The following is an 18,267-nucleotide window of genomic DNA, read 5'->3' as shown; positions in this document are numbered from 1 at the left end:
CGTGGCGCAACTCCTCGACCTCTCGCTCCGGCATCGCTTCTTTACGCTCGTCGCCGTGCTCCTGACGGTCGCGACGGGTGCCTGGTCCATGGCCCACCTGCCGATCGACGCCGTGCCGGACCTGACGCCCGTGCAGGTGCAGGTCCTCACGCGGGCACCCGCGTTGGGCCCCGTCGAGGTCGAACAGTTCGTGACCTTTCCGATCGAAGCGTCCCTGAGCGGCCTCCCCGGCCTGCGCGAGCTGCGGTCCGTTTCCCGTTACGGGCTGTCCGCCGTCACCGCCATTTTCGAGGACCACGTTGAGGTTCATCGGGCGCGGCAGCTCGTGAACGAGCGACTGGTCCGGGCGATGGAGCGGATTCCCGCCGCATACGGCCGGCCGCTGATGGGGCCGCTCACGACCGGCCTGGGCGAGGTCTATCATTTCACGCTGCGCGGCCGCGGATACGATGCGATGGCCCTTCGGACCATCCTGGAATGGGACATCGGCCCTCGCCTCAGGGCCGTGCCGGGCGTGGTCGAGGTCAACATCTGGGGCGGCGAAGCCAAGCAGTACCAGGTGGTGGTGGACCCCGCCAAGCTGCTCGCCTACCGGCTCTCGATCGGCCACGTCTTCGAGGCCCTGGCGCGCAACAACGCCCTCGCGGGCGGGGGGTACATCGAGCGGCAACGGGAGCAGGTGCTGATCCGCGGCGAAGCCCTCGCGACGGGAGAGGCGGACCTCGCCGGGATCGTCGTCACCCACGGCGCCGGGGGCGTGCCCGTCCTGATCCGCGACGTCGCGGAGGTCCGCGAAGGCCCTGCGCTCCGCATCGGCGCGGCGACGGCCATGGGCGAGGGGGAAACGGTGATCGGCCTGGTCCAGATGCTGGCGGGCGAGAACGCGCAGGAGGTGGTGGCTCGCGTCAAGGACCGCGTCCGCCAGATCCAGGCGGCCCTGCCGCCCGGCGTGACGATCGAGCCCTACTACGACCGGAGCCGGTTCGTCTCGCAGGTCATCGGCACGGTCCGGGCCAATCTCCTGGAGGGCGGGCTGCTGGTCGTGGCGGTGTTGTTCCTTTTCCTCGGCGACCTTCGGGCCGGCCTGATCGTGGCCTCGGCCATTCCCCTCTCCATGCTCCTCGCCTTCACCGGCATGGTCCAGGCGGGGCTGTCGGGCAACCTCATGAGCCTCGGGGCGATCGACTTCGGGTTGCTGGTGGACGGCTCGGTTGTGATGGTGGACAACATCCTCCGACGCCTCGCCGAGCCCGGTCGGGCCGGGCCGGCCGAGCGGCTGGCCGTGGTCGCGGATGCGGGCCGGCAGGTCCTGCGTCCCGTGACCTTCGCCGTGGGCATCATCGTGCTGGTCTATGTCCCCGTGCTCCTGCTGACCGGCATCGAGGGCAAAATGTTCCGGCCCATGGCGGTCACGGTCATCCTGGCCCTGACCGGCTCGTTGGTGCTCGCGGTGACGGTCATCCCCCTCCTCGCCTATTGGTTCGGCCGGGCCGAGCCGGGCGGGACGGAGACCCGCCTGCTTCGGCTGGTCCGGCGCGCCTACGTCCCCGCGCTTCGGTGGGCGATCGGCCATCCCGTCCGCGTCGTGACGCCGGCGGCGGTCCTGTTCGCCGCAAGCCTGGGCCTGGCCGCGACGATGGGGGTCGAGTTCATCCCCCGCTTGGAGGAGGGAGATCTCGCGATCCAGGTCTGGCGGCTTCCCAGTGTCTCATTGAGCGAATCGGTCGCGACTTCCCTCGAGATCGAGCGGGTGCTCCGCCGGTTTCCGGAGGTGGATCGCGTCGTCACCCGCACGGGCAGCCCCGAAGTGGCCACGGACGTCATGGGCATCGAGATGTCCGATGTCTTCGTCATCCTGAAGCCCCGGCGGCAATGGATCACCGCCCATTCCCGGGAGGCCTTGATCGCCGGCATGAAGGCGGCCCTCGACGGGGAGGTGCCCGGCATCGGCCTGGGGTTCACCCAGCCGATCGAGATGCGGTTCAACGAGCTGATCGCCGGCTCGCGCTCCGACCTGGCGATCAAGATCTTCGGGGAAGATCTTGACCTGCTCACGCAGACGGCCGAGCGGGTCGCCGTGGCCCTGGAACGGGTTCCGGGCGCCGCGGACGTCAAAGTCGAGCAGATCGCCGGCCTGCCGTTGCTGCGGGTCGTCGTCGACCGCGAGCAGATCGCCCGCTACGGGCTGACGGCCGCCGACGTGCTCGCCCTCGTGGAGGTCGCCCGTGTCGGGCACGTCGTCGGGACCGTGCTGCAAGGGACGCGCCGGTTCGACCTCGTGGTTCGGCTGGCGGAGGCGGCGACGGCCGATCCGGCGTCGCTGGGCGATCTCCTCCTGCCGACGCCCCACGGCGAACTCGTCCCCCTCTCGCGCGTCGCGGCGATCCGGCTGGATGCCGGGCCGGCGCAGGTCAGCCGGCAGAACGTCGCCCGGCGCATCCTCGTGGAGTGCAACATCCGCGGTGCGGACCTCGGCGGCTTCGTGGCACAGGCGCAGCGGATGGTGCGCCGAACGGTCACGCTGCCGCCGGGGTACTACATCGAGTGGGGCGGCCAGTACGAGCACCTGCGCGAGGCGGCGCGCCGTCTCGCGCTGGTGGTGCCGGTGACCTTGATGCTCATCCTGGGTCTGCTGTCCGTGGCCTTCGGCGGGCTCCGGCCGGCCCTCCTCATCTTCCTCAACGTCCCGCTCGCCCTGTCCGGCGGCGTGCTGGCCCTGTGGCTCCGCGGCCTCCCGCTGAGCATCTCGGCGGCGATCGGCTTCATCGCCCTCTTCGGCATCGCGGTCTTGAACGGGGTGGTCCTCGTGAGCCACATCCGAGACCTCGAAGCGAGCGGGCTCCCGACCGACCTCGCCGTCGTGCGGGGGGCCCAGGACCGGCTGCGGCCGGTCCTGATGACGGCGATGGTCGCGAGCCTCGGGTTCCTGCCGATGGCGCTGGCCACGAGCCTGGGCGCGGAGCTCCAGCGTCCGCTCGCGACGGTGGTCATCGGAGGACTCCTCACGTCGACCGCCTTGACCCTTCTGGTGGTCCCTCCCTGCTATGATTGGGCCGAGCGAAGGACGCGGGAACGAGCGGGGATGGACTCTCCCGCTTGCGGGCGGGAATGTCCGCCGGGCGGTCTTCCATGACCGCCGTCGCCTTCCGGGCCCGATGATGGAATCGTGGAAAGCGATCGGGCGCAAGGCCAGGTGCGAGTTGAGGATGTATCGGCGCATCGCCCGTCATCCTCGAACGCCGTGGCCGGCCAAGGCCTTGCTCGGTCTTGCCGTGGGCTATCTGATGCGGCCCTTTGATCTCATTGCCGACGTCATCCCCTTCGTCGGGCATCTTGATGATCTCCTCATCGTGCCGGGCGTGGCGGGCCTTGCCTTCAAGCTCATCCCCGGCGAAGCCCTTGACGAGCGTCGGCGTCGGGCCTCGGAGGCATCGCGGATTCCGGGGCGGTGAAAGACCGTCGGCGGGCTTGACGACTCAGCGATGGCCCGGGATGCCGAGCGGCGGGCCCGGCGGACCCGCGGGCGGGCCGGCCGGCAGGCCCTTGACCATCGGCTCGCTGGCGAGCAGGGCGTAGCCGCCCCGTTCCAGGATCGGCGCGTAGCCCGTCGCCTCCTCCGGCAGGCGGTCCCGCATCCGGGACTGGAGCAGGATCATCGTCCGCCCCGGCCCGCGCAGGTGCGGGCGCATCTGCTCCTCTTCCCCCGGCTTGACGACGATGATCTTCCGCTTGGCGTAGAACAACAGCGACGGCCGAGGCCGTCCGTAGGCGATGAGCCGGTCATCCGGCCCGAGGTTGAGGCCCGCGATGTAGGCCAGCTCCTGAGCCGGTGAGACGAAGTAACGGCTGAAGCGCGGCAGGCTCACCAGGATCGCGATCAGCGCGACCGCCGTCATCGCGGCGCCGGCGATCCAGAAGAGGCCCGCGCGCCTGGACTCGGAGAGGCTGAAGTACCCCGCCAGCCCCATGCCGACCACCAGGACCAACCCGGCGGCGACGGGGCTCCAGCCCGGGTCCACCCGGGCGGCCGCGGGGAATTCGCGCGCGATCTGATCCACGAAGGTGCCGTACAGGGACGGCGTGGCCGCGAGCGCCAGGCCCAGCAGGTACCCCAATCCCATCATCGTCCGCAGCGCCGCGCGCAGGCCGGGCGTCGCGGGATCGGCGAGACAGTCCTTCCAGTAGGCGGCGGCGAGCAGGGCGGCGGCCGGAAAGAGCGGGGCGATGTAATGGGGCAGCCTGGTCGCCGACAGGCTGAAAAAGATGAACCCGCTCGCCAGCCAGAGCGCCGCGAACAGCTCCAGCTCGCGGGGCGCCGGCGGCCGGGCCGGCCCCTCCGCCACCGCGCCCCGCGCGGCACGCCAGCCCTTGGCGGTCCGGGAGAGCGACACCGCCAGGAAGCCGCTCCAGGGAAAGAAGCCGAACAGGAGGACGGGGACGTAGAAGAAGACCGTCCCGCCGTGGCCTCCGATGACGTTCAGGAACCGGCCGACCGTGTCCGCCCGCGCCGACTGGGTGTAGCGCGCCCCGTGGATCGCGAGCATCGCGGCGTACCACGGGACGGCCAGGGCGGCGAAGAGCAGCAGCCCCGCCAGGGGCCGCCCGCGCTCCCAAAACAGGCGCCACCGGCCGGTCACGGTGAGGTAGGGGACCACGGCGAGCAGGGGGACCAGGAACCCGATCGGCCCCTTCGTCAGGGTGCCCAGGGCCATGCCGACGTAGAACAGCCAGATGCCGTGGCGCGCCGGCCCCTCGCCGCCCGCGGGGAGCCCCGGCGAGCCGTGCAGGCCCGACCAGAACCCGTAGATCGCCAGCGTGGTGAAGAAGACGAGGACGCTGTCGGTGAGCACCATCCGGCCGACGGCGAGGACCTCGATGTTGAGCAGCAGCATCAGCCCGCCGAGCAGCGCGAGCAGCGGCCCGCCCACGCGCTTGAGGAACAGGTACTGCAGGGCGATGAGGGCGATGCCGAAAAGCGCCGAGGGCAGCCGGGCGGTGAACTCGCTGACGCCGAAGAGCGTGTAGGCGCCGCCGATCAGCCAGTAGAGGAAGACGGGCTTGGCGAAGCGCGGCTCGTAGTTGAGCGTCGGCGTGATCCAGTCGCCGGTCTCGACCATCTCGCGCGCGGCCTCCGCGTTGCTGCCCTCGTCGCGGTCGGTGAGGCCGAGGCTGCCCAGCCCCAGCAGCAACAGGAGGCCGGCGAGCGCCAGCAGGAGTACGGGGGAAAGCCGTGCGGCGGCGGAGTCGGTCGAGGGGGGGAGGGGGGGGCGCGGGGGCGCGGGGCTCTCCCCCTCTCCCCGTCGCCGCGTCTGCCCGTCGCCCGGTTCCCGCACCGTCACCCGCCGGGGGACGCCGAGTCCTGCGCGGCGCGGGCCGAGCGGGAGATCAGCATGAGGTTGCGGACGTAGATGACCGAGCCGACCGCCTGCCCGAGGATGAAGACCGGGTCCTGCCGGTAGACGGCGTAGGCCAGGGTGATCAGTCCGCCGACCAGGCTGAAGTACCAGAAGGCGACCGGCACGCGGCTCTCGGCGCTGCGCTCGGAGACGAACCACTGGACGACCCAGCGCATGAAGAAGAGCGTCTGGCCGAGCAAGCCGATCGCGAGCCACACCGCGTCGGTCGTGTTCGACGGCATCATGATGGACGAGGCATCCGGGCTAGGGGGTGGGGCGGGGGACGTCGGACTCGGAGCCGGAGCGGAGCCGATAGCGGAGGACCCGGCTCTGCATCCACCGCACGGCGATCAGGTCGTAGAGGCTCCGAAAGAGCCGGTTGCCGATGCCGTACTTCGAGCGGCCGTGCACGCGCGGGTAGTGCCGGACCGGCACCTCGGCCACCGTGAACCCGTGCATCTGGGCGAGCGCCGGGAAGAACCGATGCAGCCCCTCGAACAGTTGCAGCCGTTCGACCACGGCGCGCCGGAACACCTTCAGCGAGCAGCCGGTGTCGTGGATGCGGTCGCCGGTCACCGCGCTCCGGACCAGGTAGGCGACCCGCGACGACAGCTTGCGGACGAGGCTGTCGTGGCGATCCTTCCGCCAGCCGCAGACCAGGTCGTATTGGGTCGCCAGGGGCAACAGCTTCGGGATGTCGGCCGGGTCGAACTGCAGGTCCCCGTCGAGGGTGGCCACGAGCTCCCCCCGCGCGTGGCGGAAGCCCGCGTCGAAGGCCGACGTCTGCCCGTAGTTCCGGTCGAAGTGCAGGACCCTGACCTCCGGATGTTGCGCGGCGAGGGTGTCCAAGAAGGGCCCGCTGCCGTCCGTGCTCCCGTCGTCCACGTAGAGGACCTCGAAGGCCGCGCTCCGGGTCTCTTCCCGGTCGCCCAGGACCTTCAGCAACTGTTCGGTGAGCGGGGCCAGGTTCTCCCGTTCGTCCTTGATCGGGATCACCACCGACACCCACGGACGGGAGGACGTCATGACGGGCGGGGCTCCCTGCCGGGCTTGTACGCGCGCGGCATTCTACCGAATCCATCCCCGTGGGTCAAACGGCGGCACCCGCGATCGCGGGCGATGGTCGCCGGGGCACAACGCGGCGCGCCGGTTGCAGACCCCGGGCCGTCCTGTTAGAATCCGCTCCCCGCCGGCTCGGCGGGCGCCGGCGGAGCGGGAGGCGGTTCCCGCCCGAGACGATCGCGAGCAGACGACACCGGCTCACGCCCACGACCATGGCCACGGCCGCACCCGACCAGACCAGCGCGAACCCCGACGCCCTCCCCCAGCCGCTGGGGGAATTCCAGCCGCTCGACCGGTGGCAGGAGCACGTCAACCGACTCGCCTGCGGCCTCAGGGGCGGGGAGGGCCAGGGCGCGTACCGGACCTTCGCCGCCGCCGACTACCGGCTGGCCCACGCCCTGGCGGCCCACTACTACGAGGCCGTCGTCGCCCGCGAGCGGGCGCAGGCCGACGGACGCCGGCAGACCGACGCGGAGGCGCGGGGAGGGGCAGAGGCGGGGGGCCCCGCGTCTGCCCCTCCGCCCGTCCCCCCGTCGTCCCTGCTCGTCATGGAGTGGGGGCCCGGCAACGGGAACCTCGCCGCCTGTTTCCTCGGTCATCTGCAGACGCTGGACAAGGCGGGGACCGTCTATCCCCGCGTCCGCTACCTCCTCGTGGACCGCCGGCCCTCCGCGCTCAAGGCGGCCCTCGCCCATCCGGACCTGACCGCCCACCGCGGGCGGGTGTCGGCCCTCTGCGCGGATGTCCGGGCGCTCGGCGCCGTCAAGGACGCCGTCGCCGACCGGATCGTCTGCAACGAGCTCTGGAGCGAGCTGCCGACCAAGCTGCTGTCCCGCAAAGACGGCGAGATCGAGGAAGAACACCTGCGGCCCAACCTGAGCGCCGCGCGATACGCGACGGTCGCCGACTGGACCGACTTCGTCCGGGCCTTCACGGAGGAAGACCTCGGCGTCCTCGGGCGGTACCCCGGCATCCTGGAGGACCTGGTCTGGGAGCGGGAGTACCACAAGGTCGAATGGAAGGACGTGCCCTACCGGAAGACGATCACGGACTTCCTGAAACGGATCGACGAGCGGGTGCTGGTCCCGGTCAACCTGGGCGCCTTCGCCACCGTCAAGGAGGCCAAGCGGCTTCTGAGGCCGGGGGCGGTCGGCTTCAGCAGCTTCGACGCGGGGACCGACGACTTGGCGCTCCTGAACGACGCCGAGAAACCCTGTTACAGCCAGGTCGGCGGGCAGTACAGCTTCCTGCTGAACCTGGCCCTGATCGAGGCGGTCGCCAAGCACGTGGGGATCAAGGCCGTGACCATCGAGGCGCAGCGGGAGTTCGTCGGGCGGAGCCTGGGGACGAACGTCATCGGCCTCATGGACCTCCTGGCCATGCATCCCTCCTCCGGCTCGCTCTCGGGCTGGGAGCAGGACCGGTTGATCCTCCGGACGATGCACGCGCTTAAGGGGGTCTGCCGGAGCCCCTACCCGCGTCGCGTGGAGTACCCGCTGCCGTCCGAGCTGCCGGCCTCGGAGCGGGAGGCCATGGAACGCCTGGCGGCCGGGCTGGACCCGGCGGGTGTTCCGGATACGGTGGCCTACCTCGCCGAAGAGGAGCTGTCCGCCGCGATGGACCGGCTCGAGGAGCTGGGGTACGAACGGGAAGCCGTTCGGTTCGCCCTGGCGGCCCCGCCGCAACCGGTCGACTACTACCATTGCTTCCTGCAAGCCTGACCACCGGCCTCCGACGGTCTGACACCTGTCCCCCGGCGCCACGACCGTTTCCCGGCTCCCCCTCCCGTCCCGCGACGGATCATCCCCGGCGAGCGGGCGGTCGATCAGCGATGAATGTTTATGGAAACTTGACGGCAGGACAACGGAAATGTTTGGAAGTGCAAATTAAAACTTGACAAAAGTGGGAGGAAGTTTTAGGCTCCGCCCCCCGTAGGGGCCTCTGAGGTGTTATGGCTGCCATGAGACCGGAAGACCTGTTGAAGTTCTGGGACTCGGGCGAGAACGCCAGGCTCACGGTCAAGCAATATTCCATCCGGCTTCCGATCCATGTTGCGGCAAGGATTGCGGCCTTGTGCGAGATGTATCCCAAGAAGACCCGCACCGACATCATCGGCGACCTCCTCGCCTGCGCCCTCGATCAGTTTGAAGCCGGCCTCCCGTACGTCGAGTCGAGGCGTGGGGGCGCGGAGGGCGAACCCGACCCGAGGACGCAGTTCCGCCTGTTGACCGAGAAGTACCTGCAGGAGCAGGAGGCCGAGCTTCGGCGGAACGACACGGCGGAGATGTCGGGAATCTCCTAGCCGATCGCGAAGAGGTAGACATGTTCGGCTCCTTCGGCTGGATGGAACTGCTGCTGATCTTGATCATCGTCCTCATTATCTTCGGGGCCGGCAAGATCCCCCAGCTCGGCGAGGGGCTCGGCAAGGCGATCAAGGGGTTCAAGAAGTCGGTGAACGAGCCGGATGCGGTGGACGTCACGCCGTCCCAGGCCGACGCGGCGCCGCCGGCCCAGTCGCTCCCTCCGGCGCAGACCGCCGCCTCGGCGCAGGGGCAGGCCCAGCCGAGCCAGCCGCAGCCCGAGCCGCCGCGGCAGGGATAACGCCGGGATAACGAAGGGGTGGCGACGGGTTCTTGAGTCGGGGGGCCGAGCGTGACGTGTTGCGCGCGCGAAGGTACGTGTAACGCACGACTCCCGATGCAGCACTCAACGCCGATGGCCGCGGCCCGCATCACAGGTTGTACGTCATGTTCGGGTTGGGCGCCGGCGAGATCCTGATCATCCTGATCATCGCCTTCCTGCTCTTCGGGCCCAAGCAGTTGCCGGAGATCGGGCGGCAGGTCGGCAAGGCGGTCAAGGGGCTGAAGGAGACGGCGGACGATCTTCGGAGCACGGTCGAGCCCGAGATCACCCTGATCCAGCAGGAAGTGAAGATGGTCGAGCAGGACCTCCAGGCCTCGATGAAGGAAGCGGAAGACGAGATCGACAAGATCACGGTGAACCCTCGGCAATCCGGAGAGCCCAAGGCCGGCGGTTGACGACCTTGCGTCGGAATGACGGAAGGGAGCCCCCCTGATCCGTCGCCCCGGCGAAGGCCGGGGTCCATCGGGGGCCCTGGATTCCGGCCCCCGGATTACAGGTGTCCGGGTGACGACCTTACGCCGGAATGACGGAAATCGACACCCTTGAAGGGGGGTGAAGCCAGAACGGCGGGTGACGCGGGGGTGTGGTCCGGCAGATGGGGGACCCGTTCGCGCAGCCTGCCCGAAGAGCAGACGTTGTCGGAGGATCCGTCGGCACAACGGGTCCTGTCCGGACCGTGCACGCACGAGTCCCATGACCGGCGCTAACGGCTCCGCATCATAGTGGGAGCGGTTGGACCAGAAGCGAGTCTCGGCGAAGCGGGCACACCCCTGCAGGGCAGGGAGGCTTCGCCGGTCGGGAGTCGCAGTCCAATTCAATAGGAGGAACGCTATGAGGAGCATCAGAGGACGAAAAGGGTGGCCGGCGGTCTTCCCCGCCGTGGCTGCGGCCGTGCTGATGGCCGGCCTCCAGGTCCTGGTTTCTTCCCCGTTCACCCCCGCCCTGGCGGGCTACGAGCTGCCCCCCGGCGAGCGCATTACTAACCTCCCTCCGATCCCGCGGAACATTCCCCAGAAGGAAGCGTACGAGGCCTATGATCCGGTCATCGGCCGGAACTTCGACCTCAAGAACTTCTGGCTGCGCGCCGACCTGCGCGTGAGGCCGGAAATGCGAAACGGCATGTGCTTCGGCAACGGCAACCCGACGGCCGGCGCCTGTAACACGCTGGCCAACGCCAGGGCCAACGCCAACCCGAGCAACACCGGGTCCGGCAACACCTTCTTCGTCCAGCAGTGGGTGCGGCTGGGTATCGGCTACGACCTGTCGCCGGACGTCAACTTCTACATGGAATTGCTCTATGCCAGCGACTGGGGGACCAACGCCAACCCCTCGCAGTCGGGCGCGGCCGGCGGCCCGGCCCTGAACAACAACTGTAATACGGTGCAGGTCGGCCAGTGTACCCTGGGCGTCAGGGCGGCCTACGTGTTGATCCGGAACCTGGGCGGCGTCCAGGGCCTGAGCATGAAGGCCGGCCGGCAGTACCTGATCTTCGGCAACCACTCCCTGTTCGGCCACTTCGACTGGGCGAACACGGGCTTCAGCCATGACGGGATCCTGTTCCAGTACTCCACCAAGGCGGTGGACGCCTACTTCGGGTGGTTCCGGGAGGCGGACATGAACATCACGCAGGCCGCGTCGGTCGGCGGGGTGGGCGGCGCGGTGGCCGGCACCAAGGCCAACAACGCCGCGGACATGTTCCTCCTGTACACCCAGATCAAGTCCGTCCCGGGCTTCCTCTTCGAGCCCCACTACATCCTGTACACGAACTTCACGAACAACCAGCAGACCCCGGTCGTGGGCGCGGGCACGACACCAACGTGCACCGTTCCAGGTAACACGTGCACGGTGTCCGGAGCTCTAGGGGGGCCAATCGGCGGCTGGACGGGCGCCGCGTTGCCCAAGGCCAACCTGCAGATCCGCAACACGATCGGCAACCGGACCGAGATGCGGAAGGGGAACTGGGACGTGATCAACGAGATCGAGTACCAGTTCGGCCGGCAGGCCTCCGGCAACAACGGCACGAACATGGACCTGCACATCAACGCCTGGGCGACCAGGAACTGGATCGGCTACACGGTCTATGAGCACAGGTGGAAGCCCCGCCTGGCGGTGGGCCTGGACTACGCCTCCGGCGACGGCAACGCGAACTGCAGCGCGAACAACGCGGCCGGGACGGCGGGCCGGCAGTGCCGGACGTCCAACACCTTCGAGAACTTCTACCCGACAAACCACATCCACATGGCCTACATGGACGTGATGGCCTGGCGGAACATGTTCAGCCCGCAGGTCAACTTCCAGTTCCGGCCGAGCGAGCGCGACCACTTCGAGATCTGGTACGCGAACTTCAACCTGGCCAACACGAAGGACAACTGGTACCGCGCCGCCCAGACGCCCTATGTCTGGACGAAGGCGAACAACAACCAGCGCCACATCGGCGACGAGGTTGACTTCACCTGGACGCGGATGTTCGCGGACGGCAAGGTCGCCCTCCAGGGGACCTGGGGCCACCTGTTCACCGGGGCCTACATCCGGGACAACCTGGCCAGCAACGCCGACCAGGACTGGTGGTACCTGTCGTTGTGGATGAACTTCTGATCTGGGACACATGGCAAGAGGCAGGGACCGGCGGCGAGGGGGAGCCGATGCGAGGCGGAGGAGAACCGGTTGTCCTTCGCGCCTCTTAAGCCCCACGCCTCTAGCCGGAGAAAAGGAGACCACCATGAGAACACTCATGCTTCTGGCCGTGGTGGCCGGACTGGCGTGCTGGACGGCGCCGCAGGCGGCGCAGGCCCAGGTGGCCGACGCCATCAATCTGACCAACCAGGCCGTCAAGGACTTGACCGACTATCCCGGCGAGGGCAAGCGGTACACCGCCTACAACAGCCCGGAGGATTTCAACAAGACCTGGGGCGCGGATGTGCGGAACATGAAGAAGGCCAACGGCGAGCTCACGGAGGCGCTCGCCAAGGCCAAGGCGGCCAACATCGACAAGAAGGGCATCCAGTTGCTCGAGATGGCGATCGGATACGGGAACGCCAGCGAGCACAAGGAGCAGCGGCTCTCCGCGCAGGGGGCCCTCTTCTACCTCTGCAAGGCGAACAATCAGGAGCCGAAGGACATCTGCGAGAAGGTGCCCAAGTACGGCTCCTATACCGCGCCGTAACGACGGGCGGTTGATCGCGTGTCGGCACGGGTGCCGGCCTCGGACTTCGGTCCGGGGCCGGCACTCGTCGTTTCGGCGCCTTGTGCGTCATTCCCCGCGGAAGCCTTGCCCAGGGCCGTCATTTCCCTTCCGTCATTCCAGCGGAAGGTCGTCACCCCGGACGGTTGTAATCCGGGGCCGGAATCCAGGTTCCGGACTGGACCCCGGCGTGCGCCGGGGTGACGAGGGAGGAGCCCGGGGTCCCGCGCCCATTGCCTCTTACCGGCGCCTTCTTTTATACTCCGCCCCCGTGACGCTCGTCCCACCGACCCTCGGCTGCCGGCAAGCCGACGCACTCGCAACCCATCTTCAGGCTCGATTCGGCTTCGCTTCCTTCCGCCCCGGCCAGCGCGAGGCGATCGAGGCGGTCCTCGACGGCCGCGACGTCCTGGCCGTCATGCCGACCGGCCGGGGCAAGTCCCTCTGCTTTCAGTTGCCCGCGACGCTCACGCCGGGCCTGGCCGTCGTCGTCTCCCCCCTCATCGCGCTCATGAAGGACCAGGTGGACGTCCTGCGCGACCGCGGGATCGCCGCCGCCGCGTTCCACTCGGGGCTGGCGGAGGACGAGCGCGACCGGGTCGTCCAGGCCCTGCGCCTCGGCCGCCTGCGGCTGCTCTACGTGGCGCCGGAGCGGGCCCGGCACGGCCGGTTCGTCCGCGTCCTGCGGGCGGCCGTGCCCTCGCTGCTCGTCGTGGACGAGGCGCATTGCATCTCCCGCTGGGGGCACGACTTCCGTCCGGACTACCTGCGCCTGGGGGACTTCCGCGAGCAGCTCGGCCGGCCGCCGTGCCTCGCGCTCACCGCCACGGCCACCGCGCTCGTGCGGGACGACATCGTCGAGAAGCTGGCCCTCAAGGAGCCGCTCCGGATCGTGACCGGCTTCCGCCGGCCGAACCTCGGCTTTTCGGTCGTCTTCTGCCCGTCGCCGATGGAGAAGTGGCGGGAGTTGGAGGCGCTGGTGCGGGCCGCGGCGCCGGCCCCCGGCCGCGGCGCGGTCCTCGTCTATTGCGCCACCAGACGCCGGGTGGAGGAGGTCGCCGCCCGGCTGGGCCGCTTTGGCCTGGCCGCGGGTTTCTACCATGCGGGCCTGGCCGATGCGCTGCGGGCCGGCGTCCAGGACCGCTTCCTCTCCGGCTCGCTGCCCATCCTCGTCGCCACCAACGCCTTCGGCATGGGCATCGACAAGCCGGACGTCCGGCTGCTCGTCCACTACGACCTGCCGGGGAGCCTGGAGGCCTACTACCAGGAAGCGGGCAGGGCGGGGCGGGACGGGGCGCCGGCCCGCTGCGTCCTCCTCTACCATCCGGCCGACGTGCGCACGCAGGAATTCCTGATCGCGCGGTCCGCCTCCGCCTCGGCGGGGGCCTGCCCCGGTGAGAATCAAGCCGGGGCCCGCCCCGGACATTCTCAATCCGGGGACCGCCGGGCCGAGCTGGCCCGCCTGCTCCAGCGCATGGTGGAGTACGTCCACGCGAGCGGCTGCCGGCAGCTCGCCTTCCTGGAGTATTTCGACGACGAGCCGGAAGCGGCGCTCGGGCCCTGCGGCCGTTGCGACCGATGCGGGGGGAAGGCGTAGCCGCCGGCGCCGAGCGACTTCGGACTGGGCCCCGGCTTTCGCCGGGGTGACGGACTGGACCCCGGCGTGCGCCGGGGTGACGGAGGAGGAGCGGCGGGCGCCGGGGTGGGGCATGAGGCCGCTGTCAGGGCGCCAGCCGGCCCGCCTCGATGAAGGCCCGCGTGAGCTCCTCGTAGGTCCTCGTCACCGGGAACTGCGGGAACTCCTTGACGATCGAATCGGGCGGGCGGAAGAAGATCCCGGCGTCGGCCTCCTTCAGCATGCTCGTGTCGTTGTAAGAGTCGCCGGCGGCCACGACCGTGAACCGGAGCCGCTTCAGCGCGGCCACCGACTGCCGTTTCTGGTCCGGCAGGCGAAGCCGGTAGCCGACGATCCGGCCCGCCCCGTCCACCTCCAGCCGGTTGCAGAAGAGCGTGGGGTAGGCGAGCTGCCGCATGAGCGGCAGGGCGAACTCGTAGAAGGTATCCGAGAGGATGATGACCTGGCAGCGCTCGCGGAGCCACGCGAGGAACGCGGCCGCGCCCTCCAGCGGCGCCATCGTCGCGATCACCGCCTGGATGTCCGCCAGCGTCAGCCGCTCCCGCGCCAGGATGCCGATCCGCCGCGTCATGAGCGCGTCGTAGTCCGGCACGTCGCGGGTCGTCAGGCTCAGCTCCGCGATCCCGGTCTTGCGGGCCACGGTGATCCAGATCTCGGGAACGAGCACGCCCTCGAGGTCGAGGCAGGCCATCACGGGCTGGGTCATGGGACGAGGCTCCTGTGTTCGTGGAGAGGGCCGAGCGAAGCGCCGGATGATAGCGTAAATCCCGCCGGCGCACAATCGGCCGGAGGGAGGGACGCTCAGCGGCGGGCGGGGGCGCGCCCTCCGGCCCCGCGGGCCAGGGGCCGCCGGCCCGCCCGCGCGGCGGCGTAGGCCCGAACCCGTCGCAGGAAGGCCGCCCGCGCCGCCGGATCGCGGAGCCGCTCCTCCCCCGTCACGGGCAGGCCGGGAAAGCGGGCGCGGACGGCGCGGGCGAAGAGCCCCGTGCCGGTCGTCGCGACGCCGCGCGGGGTCTGCACCGGCACGCCCTCCGGGCCGCAGCTCGGGGAGCGATCCTTGAAGACGAAGCCGCAGAGGTCGAGCCGCGCCAATTCCCGCAGCCTCACCGCCGCATAGGCCGTCATGCGGCGCGTATGGTCCCGGCCGGTCTCGACTCCGAGCACACGAGGCGGTGGATCGTCCTCGATCGTTCCGGCCGCCCTTCCGTCGTTCCGGCGCAAGGTCGTCACCCCGGACATTTTTAATCCGGGGCCGGAATCCAGGTCCGGCGGACATGCATCGGGACTGGACCCCGGCGCCCGCCGGGGTGACACCCCAGTGGCCGCGGTGACGACCCCGGATTCAGGATGTCCAGGGTGGACCTTCCGCCGGGGTGACGATCCTGTGCCGGCGTCACGGAACGCGGCCGGAGAAGACTTGGCCGGGGCGACCAGGTGGATCGGCTCGCGGGGCGTGCCGAGCCCCAGCTCCACCTCCGGGCAGACCGGCACCCATTCGACCAGCCGGTCGAGGTCCTCCGTCCAGGCCTGGTAGCGGTGCGTGCCGTCGTAGCGCACGGGACGGCCGAGCAGGCAGGCGCTGATGCCGATGCGCAGGCGCGGCGGCGGGACCGGCCGGCCCCGGCCGGCCGCGGGGGCGGGCCGCTTCGTCATGGCGAGGGGCGCTCCCCGGAGAAGACCCGGCTCAACAGCCACCAGACCTTGTCCATCGCCTTCTCGAACAGCTCCGCGCCCCGCCAGGTGCGGCGGTGCGCCGCCTCGCGGCGCTCCGCCCACTCCAGGGCGAGGGGCAGGGGGATCAGGCGGGCCGGGCCCCCCGCCAGGTCCGCCCAGAGCAGCCCGAGCGCGGTGCCCACGCGGACGGCCACGGGCAGGGGCCGGACGGGGTTGGCGAGGAGGTCGCCGCACCACTCGGCGGGGGTTGTCACGAGCAGCTCGCGGCAGGCGGCCGGCCGGTCCTCGTAGATCGAGCAGACCTCCTCCTCCAGGAAGGGGCAGGGCAGGCGGAGCGCGTAGTAGTCGCGGTTGACGGCCTCCATGTCCTCGTCCTGAAGCTGCCGGTCGGTCTCGCCGAGCTCGGCCAGCCGGTCGAGGAGCCCCGCCGCCTCGAGGCGCGCCCGCGCCTCGGCGACCTTGGCGAGGAGGGCCATTCGCCGCTCCTCCGGCAGCGCCCGGACCACCTCGCGCAGGGCGAAGGCCTCCGGGGCCGAAACCGGCACCAGCATCCGGCAGCAGGCCGCACAGCCCTTCCTGCAGGACACGGCCTCGCCGGCCGCCAGAGCCCGGCGCTCCTCGAGGGCGAGCGCGCCCTCGCCGAGGCCCCGCAGCACGGGCACGATGGCGGCGATCGGCACCCAGCCCGTCGGGACCTCGACCGTGCGCGTGAGCGGCCCGGCCGGCGTGTTGACGCAGACCTCGAGGCGCTCCACCGATTTCGGCTCCGCCATGTGCGGCATGATACACCGAGCGCGCCGTCTGTGTCTCACCGGCCGGCCCGCCCGCCGCTTGCGATGCGCGCGTCCCCGGCCGATAATGGACCCGCGTCCGGAGGAGGGCATGGCGATGAGGCTCACCGGCCACCTGATCGGGCTGCTCAAGGAGTACATGGGCGACCTCGTCGAGCAGGCGAGGCAGGAGGCCATGGCCCAGCGGGCCTTCGGGTTCGCCCAGCCGCCCTATCGGCCGGACCAGGCGATTTCCGACCTCATGGCCCTCCTGGACGACCGGATCGAATCGGAGGGTGTCCAGGTGGGCCTCCCCGAGGGATTTCTCCACGAGATGTGGACGGTCTGCGACGAGGCGCAGCGGCAGGTCGGCGACCGGGTCTGGCTGGAGGCCGGCCTCGAGGACCCGCCGCCGTCCAAGGCGCGGACGCGCGAGCTGACCTACAAGGCCCTGCTCGACTACCTCGATGAGCACTGCCGCTAGCCGGCCTCACAGCTTCCCCGTCAGCCGGTAGACCAGGCTGCCCACCAGCTCGTTGATCGCGTAGGTGCTCGTGTGCAGGTCGCGGACGTCGGGCAGGAGGGCGAAGGGATCGAACTGCCAGCCGGTCCCCGGCCGGTTCTGCGCGAGGTAGCCGCAGGGGGCCGGCGTCGCGTCCAGCCCCTGCTTGCGGAAGAGGCCCAGCGCCCTCGGAATGTGGCTCGCGGAGGTGACGAGCAGGACCGGCGCGGCGCCGAGCAACCGGCCGGTCTCGACCGCGCTCTCGTAGGTCGTCCGGGAGTTGCCCTCGACGGCGATGGCCTCCTCCGGCACGTCCAGCTTGAGAGCGAGCCGCTTCATCTCCTCCGCCTCCACCGGGCCCCGGCCGAAGATGGCGGGGTCGCCGCCGGTGAACAGCAGTCTCGGCGCGACGCCCGCCCGGTACAGCTCCACCCCGCAGAGCGTCCGCTCCATCGTCATCCAGGACAACTCCGTGTCGGGTCTCAGGGTGCCGGCGCTGCGGAGGCCGCCGCCGAGGACGACGATCGCCCCGTACGTCCGCGCGGACGGCAGCTCGATGGGCGGGTACTGGGACTCGAGCAGGCCGATCAGGGTGGAGGCGACGAAGGCGTTGCCCAGCCCCCAGCTCACGAGGACCCCCGCGATCGCCAGGAGACGCAGCCGGCGCCGGGGCGAGCCGGCGGCGCCGTCCCGGCTCAGGAGCCAGGTCAGCCCGAACAGGAGGACCAGCCAGGTGTAGGGGAGCACCGCGTACTTGGCGAGCTTGTAGAGGCCGAACAGGACGGGGGACATGGGCACCTATTCCTCCGGGCGGCGCAATAGCGTACAATCGGCCGCGGCGCGGCCCGGCGCGCCGCGGCCGGGTCGGGACACGATAGCACCGGGGCATCCGAGGTACAAGGGACGCGCGAGGGGGATGGCTCATCACCCGCGGTACTGGCTGATGAAGTCCGAGCCGGCGGCCTTCTCCATCGACGACCTGGCCGCCGCGCCGGGCCGCCGGACCTGCTGGGACGGCGTGCGGAACTACCAGGCGCGCAACTACCTGCGCGAGATGAAGAAGGGGGACCTGGCGCTCTTCTACCACAGCAACGCCGACCCGCCCGCCGCGGTCGGCATCGTCGAGGTCGTCCGCGAGGCCTACCCGGACCACACGGCCTTCGACCCCACGGACCACCACTACGATCCCAAGAGCCGGCCCGATCGCCCGACCTGGTTCATGGTGGACGTCGCGCTCGTCCGGAAGTTCCCCCGTCCGCTGCCGCTGGACGAGCTGCGCCGGCAGGCGGGCCTGCGCCGGATGGTGCTGCTCCGCAAGGGCTCGCGACTTTCCGTGCAGCCGGTGACGCCGGGGGAATGGGCGATCATCCTCAAGCTCGCCGGGCACGAGCCCGCATGATTCA

Annotated in this window: 18 protein-coding genes; 11 read left to right on the top strand and 7 right to left on the bottom strand. The window is 70.2% G+C overall.

From position 1 onward, the window contains the following. Position 1: 1 nt before the first annotated feature. Both AC1U7O_RS17335 and AC1U7O_RS17330 read left to right on the top strand, forming a co-directional pair. Positions 2–3,133 carry an efflux RND transporter permease subunit gene (locus tag AC1U7O_RS17335; RefSeq protein WP_479896153.1) on the top strand — a complete coding sequence of 1,044 codons (3,132 nt, stop codon included), beginning with the start codon at positions 2–4 and terminating at the stop codon, positions 3,131–3,133. A gap of 73 nt (positions 3,134–3,206) precedes the next feature. Then, positions 3,207–3,452: a YkvA family protein gene (locus tag AC1U7O_RS17330; RefSeq protein WP_479896152.1), complete on the top strand. Its 246-nt coding sequence runs from the start codon at positions 3,207–3,209 to the stop codon at positions 3,450–3,452. A 24-nt stretch (positions 3,453–3,476) separates the two neighbouring features. Here AC1U7O_RS17330 and AC1U7O_RS17325 read toward each other — a convergent pair whose 3' ends face one another. From AC1U7O_RS17325 to AC1U7O_RS17315, 3 genes are read right to left on the bottom strand one after another with little or no spacing between them, the layout of a single operon-like run. After that, the gene (locus tag AC1U7O_RS17325; protein WP_479896151.1) at positions 3,477–5,333 is read right to left on the bottom strand and encodes an ArnT family glycosyltransferase; all 1,857 of its coding nucleotides are present in this window, start codon (positions 5,331–5,333) and stop codon (positions 3,477–3,479) included. A gap of 2 nt (positions 5,334–5,335) precedes the next feature. Further along, positions 5,336–5,641: a lipid-A-disaccharide synthase N-terminal domain-containing protein gene (locus tag AC1U7O_RS17320; protein WP_479896150.1), complete on the bottom strand. Its 306-nt coding sequence runs from the start codon at positions 5,639–5,641 to the stop codon at positions 5,336–5,338. Between the two features lie 19 nt (positions 5,642–5,660). Then, positions 5,661–6,422 carry a glycosyltransferase family 2 protein gene (locus AC1U7O_RS17315; protein ID WP_479896149.1) on the bottom strand — a complete coding sequence of 254 codons (762 nt, stop codon included), beginning with the start codon at positions 6,420–6,422 and terminating at the stop codon, positions 5,661–5,663. A gap of 248 nt (positions 6,423–6,670) precedes the next feature. On the opposite strand from AC1U7O_RS17315, the gene AC1U7O_RS17310 reads away from it, so the two are divergent. From AC1U7O_RS17310 to AC1U7O_RS17280, 7 genes are all read left to right on the top strand, one after another. Continuing rightward, entirely contained in the window at positions 6,671–8,179 is a 1,509-nt protein-coding gene (locus AC1U7O_RS17310; protein WP_479896148.1) for an SAM-dependent methyltransferase, read from the top strand. 230 nt (positions 8,180–8,409) lie between these two features. Continuing rightward, positions 8,410–8,760, top strand: coding sequence for a hypothetical protein (locus AC1U7O_RS17305; RefSeq protein WP_479896147.1), 351 nt, complete (start codon positions 8,410–8,412; stop codon positions 8,758–8,760). A 20-nt stretch (positions 8,761–8,780) separates the two neighbouring features. After that, positions 8,781–9,059 (top strand): twin-arginine translocase TatA/TatE family subunit, encoded by a 279-nt coding sequence (gene tatA / locus AC1U7O_RS17300; protein ID WP_479896146.1) that lies wholly within the window; start codon positions 8,781–8,783, stop codon positions 9,057–9,059. Positions 9,060–9,205: 146 nt separating this feature from the next. Then, positions 9,206–9,496 (top strand): twin-arginine translocase TatA/TatE family subunit, encoded by a 291-nt coding sequence (gene tatA / locus AC1U7O_RS17295; RefSeq protein ID WP_479896145.1) that lies wholly within the window; start codon positions 9,206–9,208, stop codon positions 9,494–9,496. A 436-nt stretch (positions 9,497–9,932) separates the two neighbouring features. Then, the gene (locus AC1U7O_RS17290) at positions 9,933–11,696 is read left to right on the top strand and encodes an alginate export family protein (protein ID WP_479896144.1); all 1,764 of its coding nucleotides are present in this window, start codon (positions 9,933–9,935) and stop codon (positions 11,694–11,696) included. Between the two features lie 124 nt (positions 11,697–11,820). Then, positions 11,821–12,264, top strand: a complete 444-nt coding sequence (locus tag AC1U7O_RS17285) for a hypothetical protein (protein WP_479896143.1) — start codon at positions 11,821–11,823, stop codon at positions 12,262–12,264. A gap of 289 nt (positions 12,265–12,553) precedes the next feature. Then, entirely contained in the window at positions 12,554–13,879 is a 1,326-nt protein-coding gene (locus tag AC1U7O_RS17280; protein ID WP_479896142.1) for a RecQ family ATP-dependent DNA helicase, read from the top strand. A gap of 124 nt (positions 13,880–14,003) precedes the next feature. On the opposite strand, the gene thrH is transcribed toward AC1U7O_RS17280, so the two are convergent. The 3 genes from thrH to AC1U7O_RS17265 form a co-directional block, all read right to left on the bottom strand. Further along, positions 14,004–14,624: a bifunctional phosphoserine phosphatase/homoserine phosphotransferase ThrH gene (gene thrH, locus AC1U7O_RS17275; protein WP_479896141.1), complete on the bottom strand. Its 621-nt coding sequence runs from the start codon at positions 14,622–14,624 to the stop codon at positions 14,004–14,006. Positions 14,625–14,719: 95 nt separating this feature from the next. Continuing rightward, positions 14,720–15,571 (bottom strand): 2-thiouracil desulfurase family protein, encoded by an 852-nt coding sequence (locus AC1U7O_RS17270; protein WP_479896140.1) that lies wholly within the window; start codon positions 15,569–15,571, stop codon positions 14,720–14,722. After that, on the bottom strand, positions 15,568–16,365 hold the full coding sequence (locus AC1U7O_RS17265) for a YkgJ family cysteine cluster protein (RefSeq protein ID WP_479896139.1): 798 nt from the start codon (positions 16,363–16,365) through the stop codon (positions 15,568–15,570). The genes AC1U7O_RS17270 and AC1U7O_RS17265 overlap by 4 nt, the downstream gene beginning before the upstream one ends. Before the next feature lie 109 nt (positions 16,366–16,474). Here AC1U7O_RS17265 and AC1U7O_RS17260 point away from each other — a divergent pair, with 109 nt between their 5' ends. Further along, positions 16,475–16,846: a hypothetical protein gene (locus AC1U7O_RS17260; protein WP_479896138.1), complete on the top strand. Its 372-nt coding sequence runs from the start codon at positions 16,475–16,477 to the stop codon at positions 16,844–16,846. 6 nt (positions 16,847–16,852) lie between these two features. Here the strand turns inward: AC1U7O_RS17260 and AC1U7O_RS17255 are convergent, their stop codons facing one another. Beyond that, positions 16,853–17,656, bottom strand: coding sequence for a YdcF family protein (locus tag AC1U7O_RS17255; protein WP_479896224.1), 804 nt, complete (start codon positions 17,654–17,656; stop codon positions 16,853–16,855). 124 nt (positions 17,657–17,780) lie between these two features. Here AC1U7O_RS17255 and AC1U7O_RS17250 point away from each other — a divergent pair, with 124 nt between their 5' ends. Then, a complete protein-coding gene (locus tag AC1U7O_RS17250) occupies positions 17,781–18,263 on the top strand; it encodes an EVE domain-containing protein (protein WP_479896137.1) in 483 nt (160 codons plus the stop codon). The last annotated feature ends 4 nt before the right edge of the window (positions 18,264–18,267 follow it).

It is taken from the genome of Candidatus Nitrospira neuquenensis (genome assembly GCF_979578155.1).
Note: the sequence above shows the minus strand (reverse complement) of the source record. Positions and strands in the feature narration are given on the sequence as shown.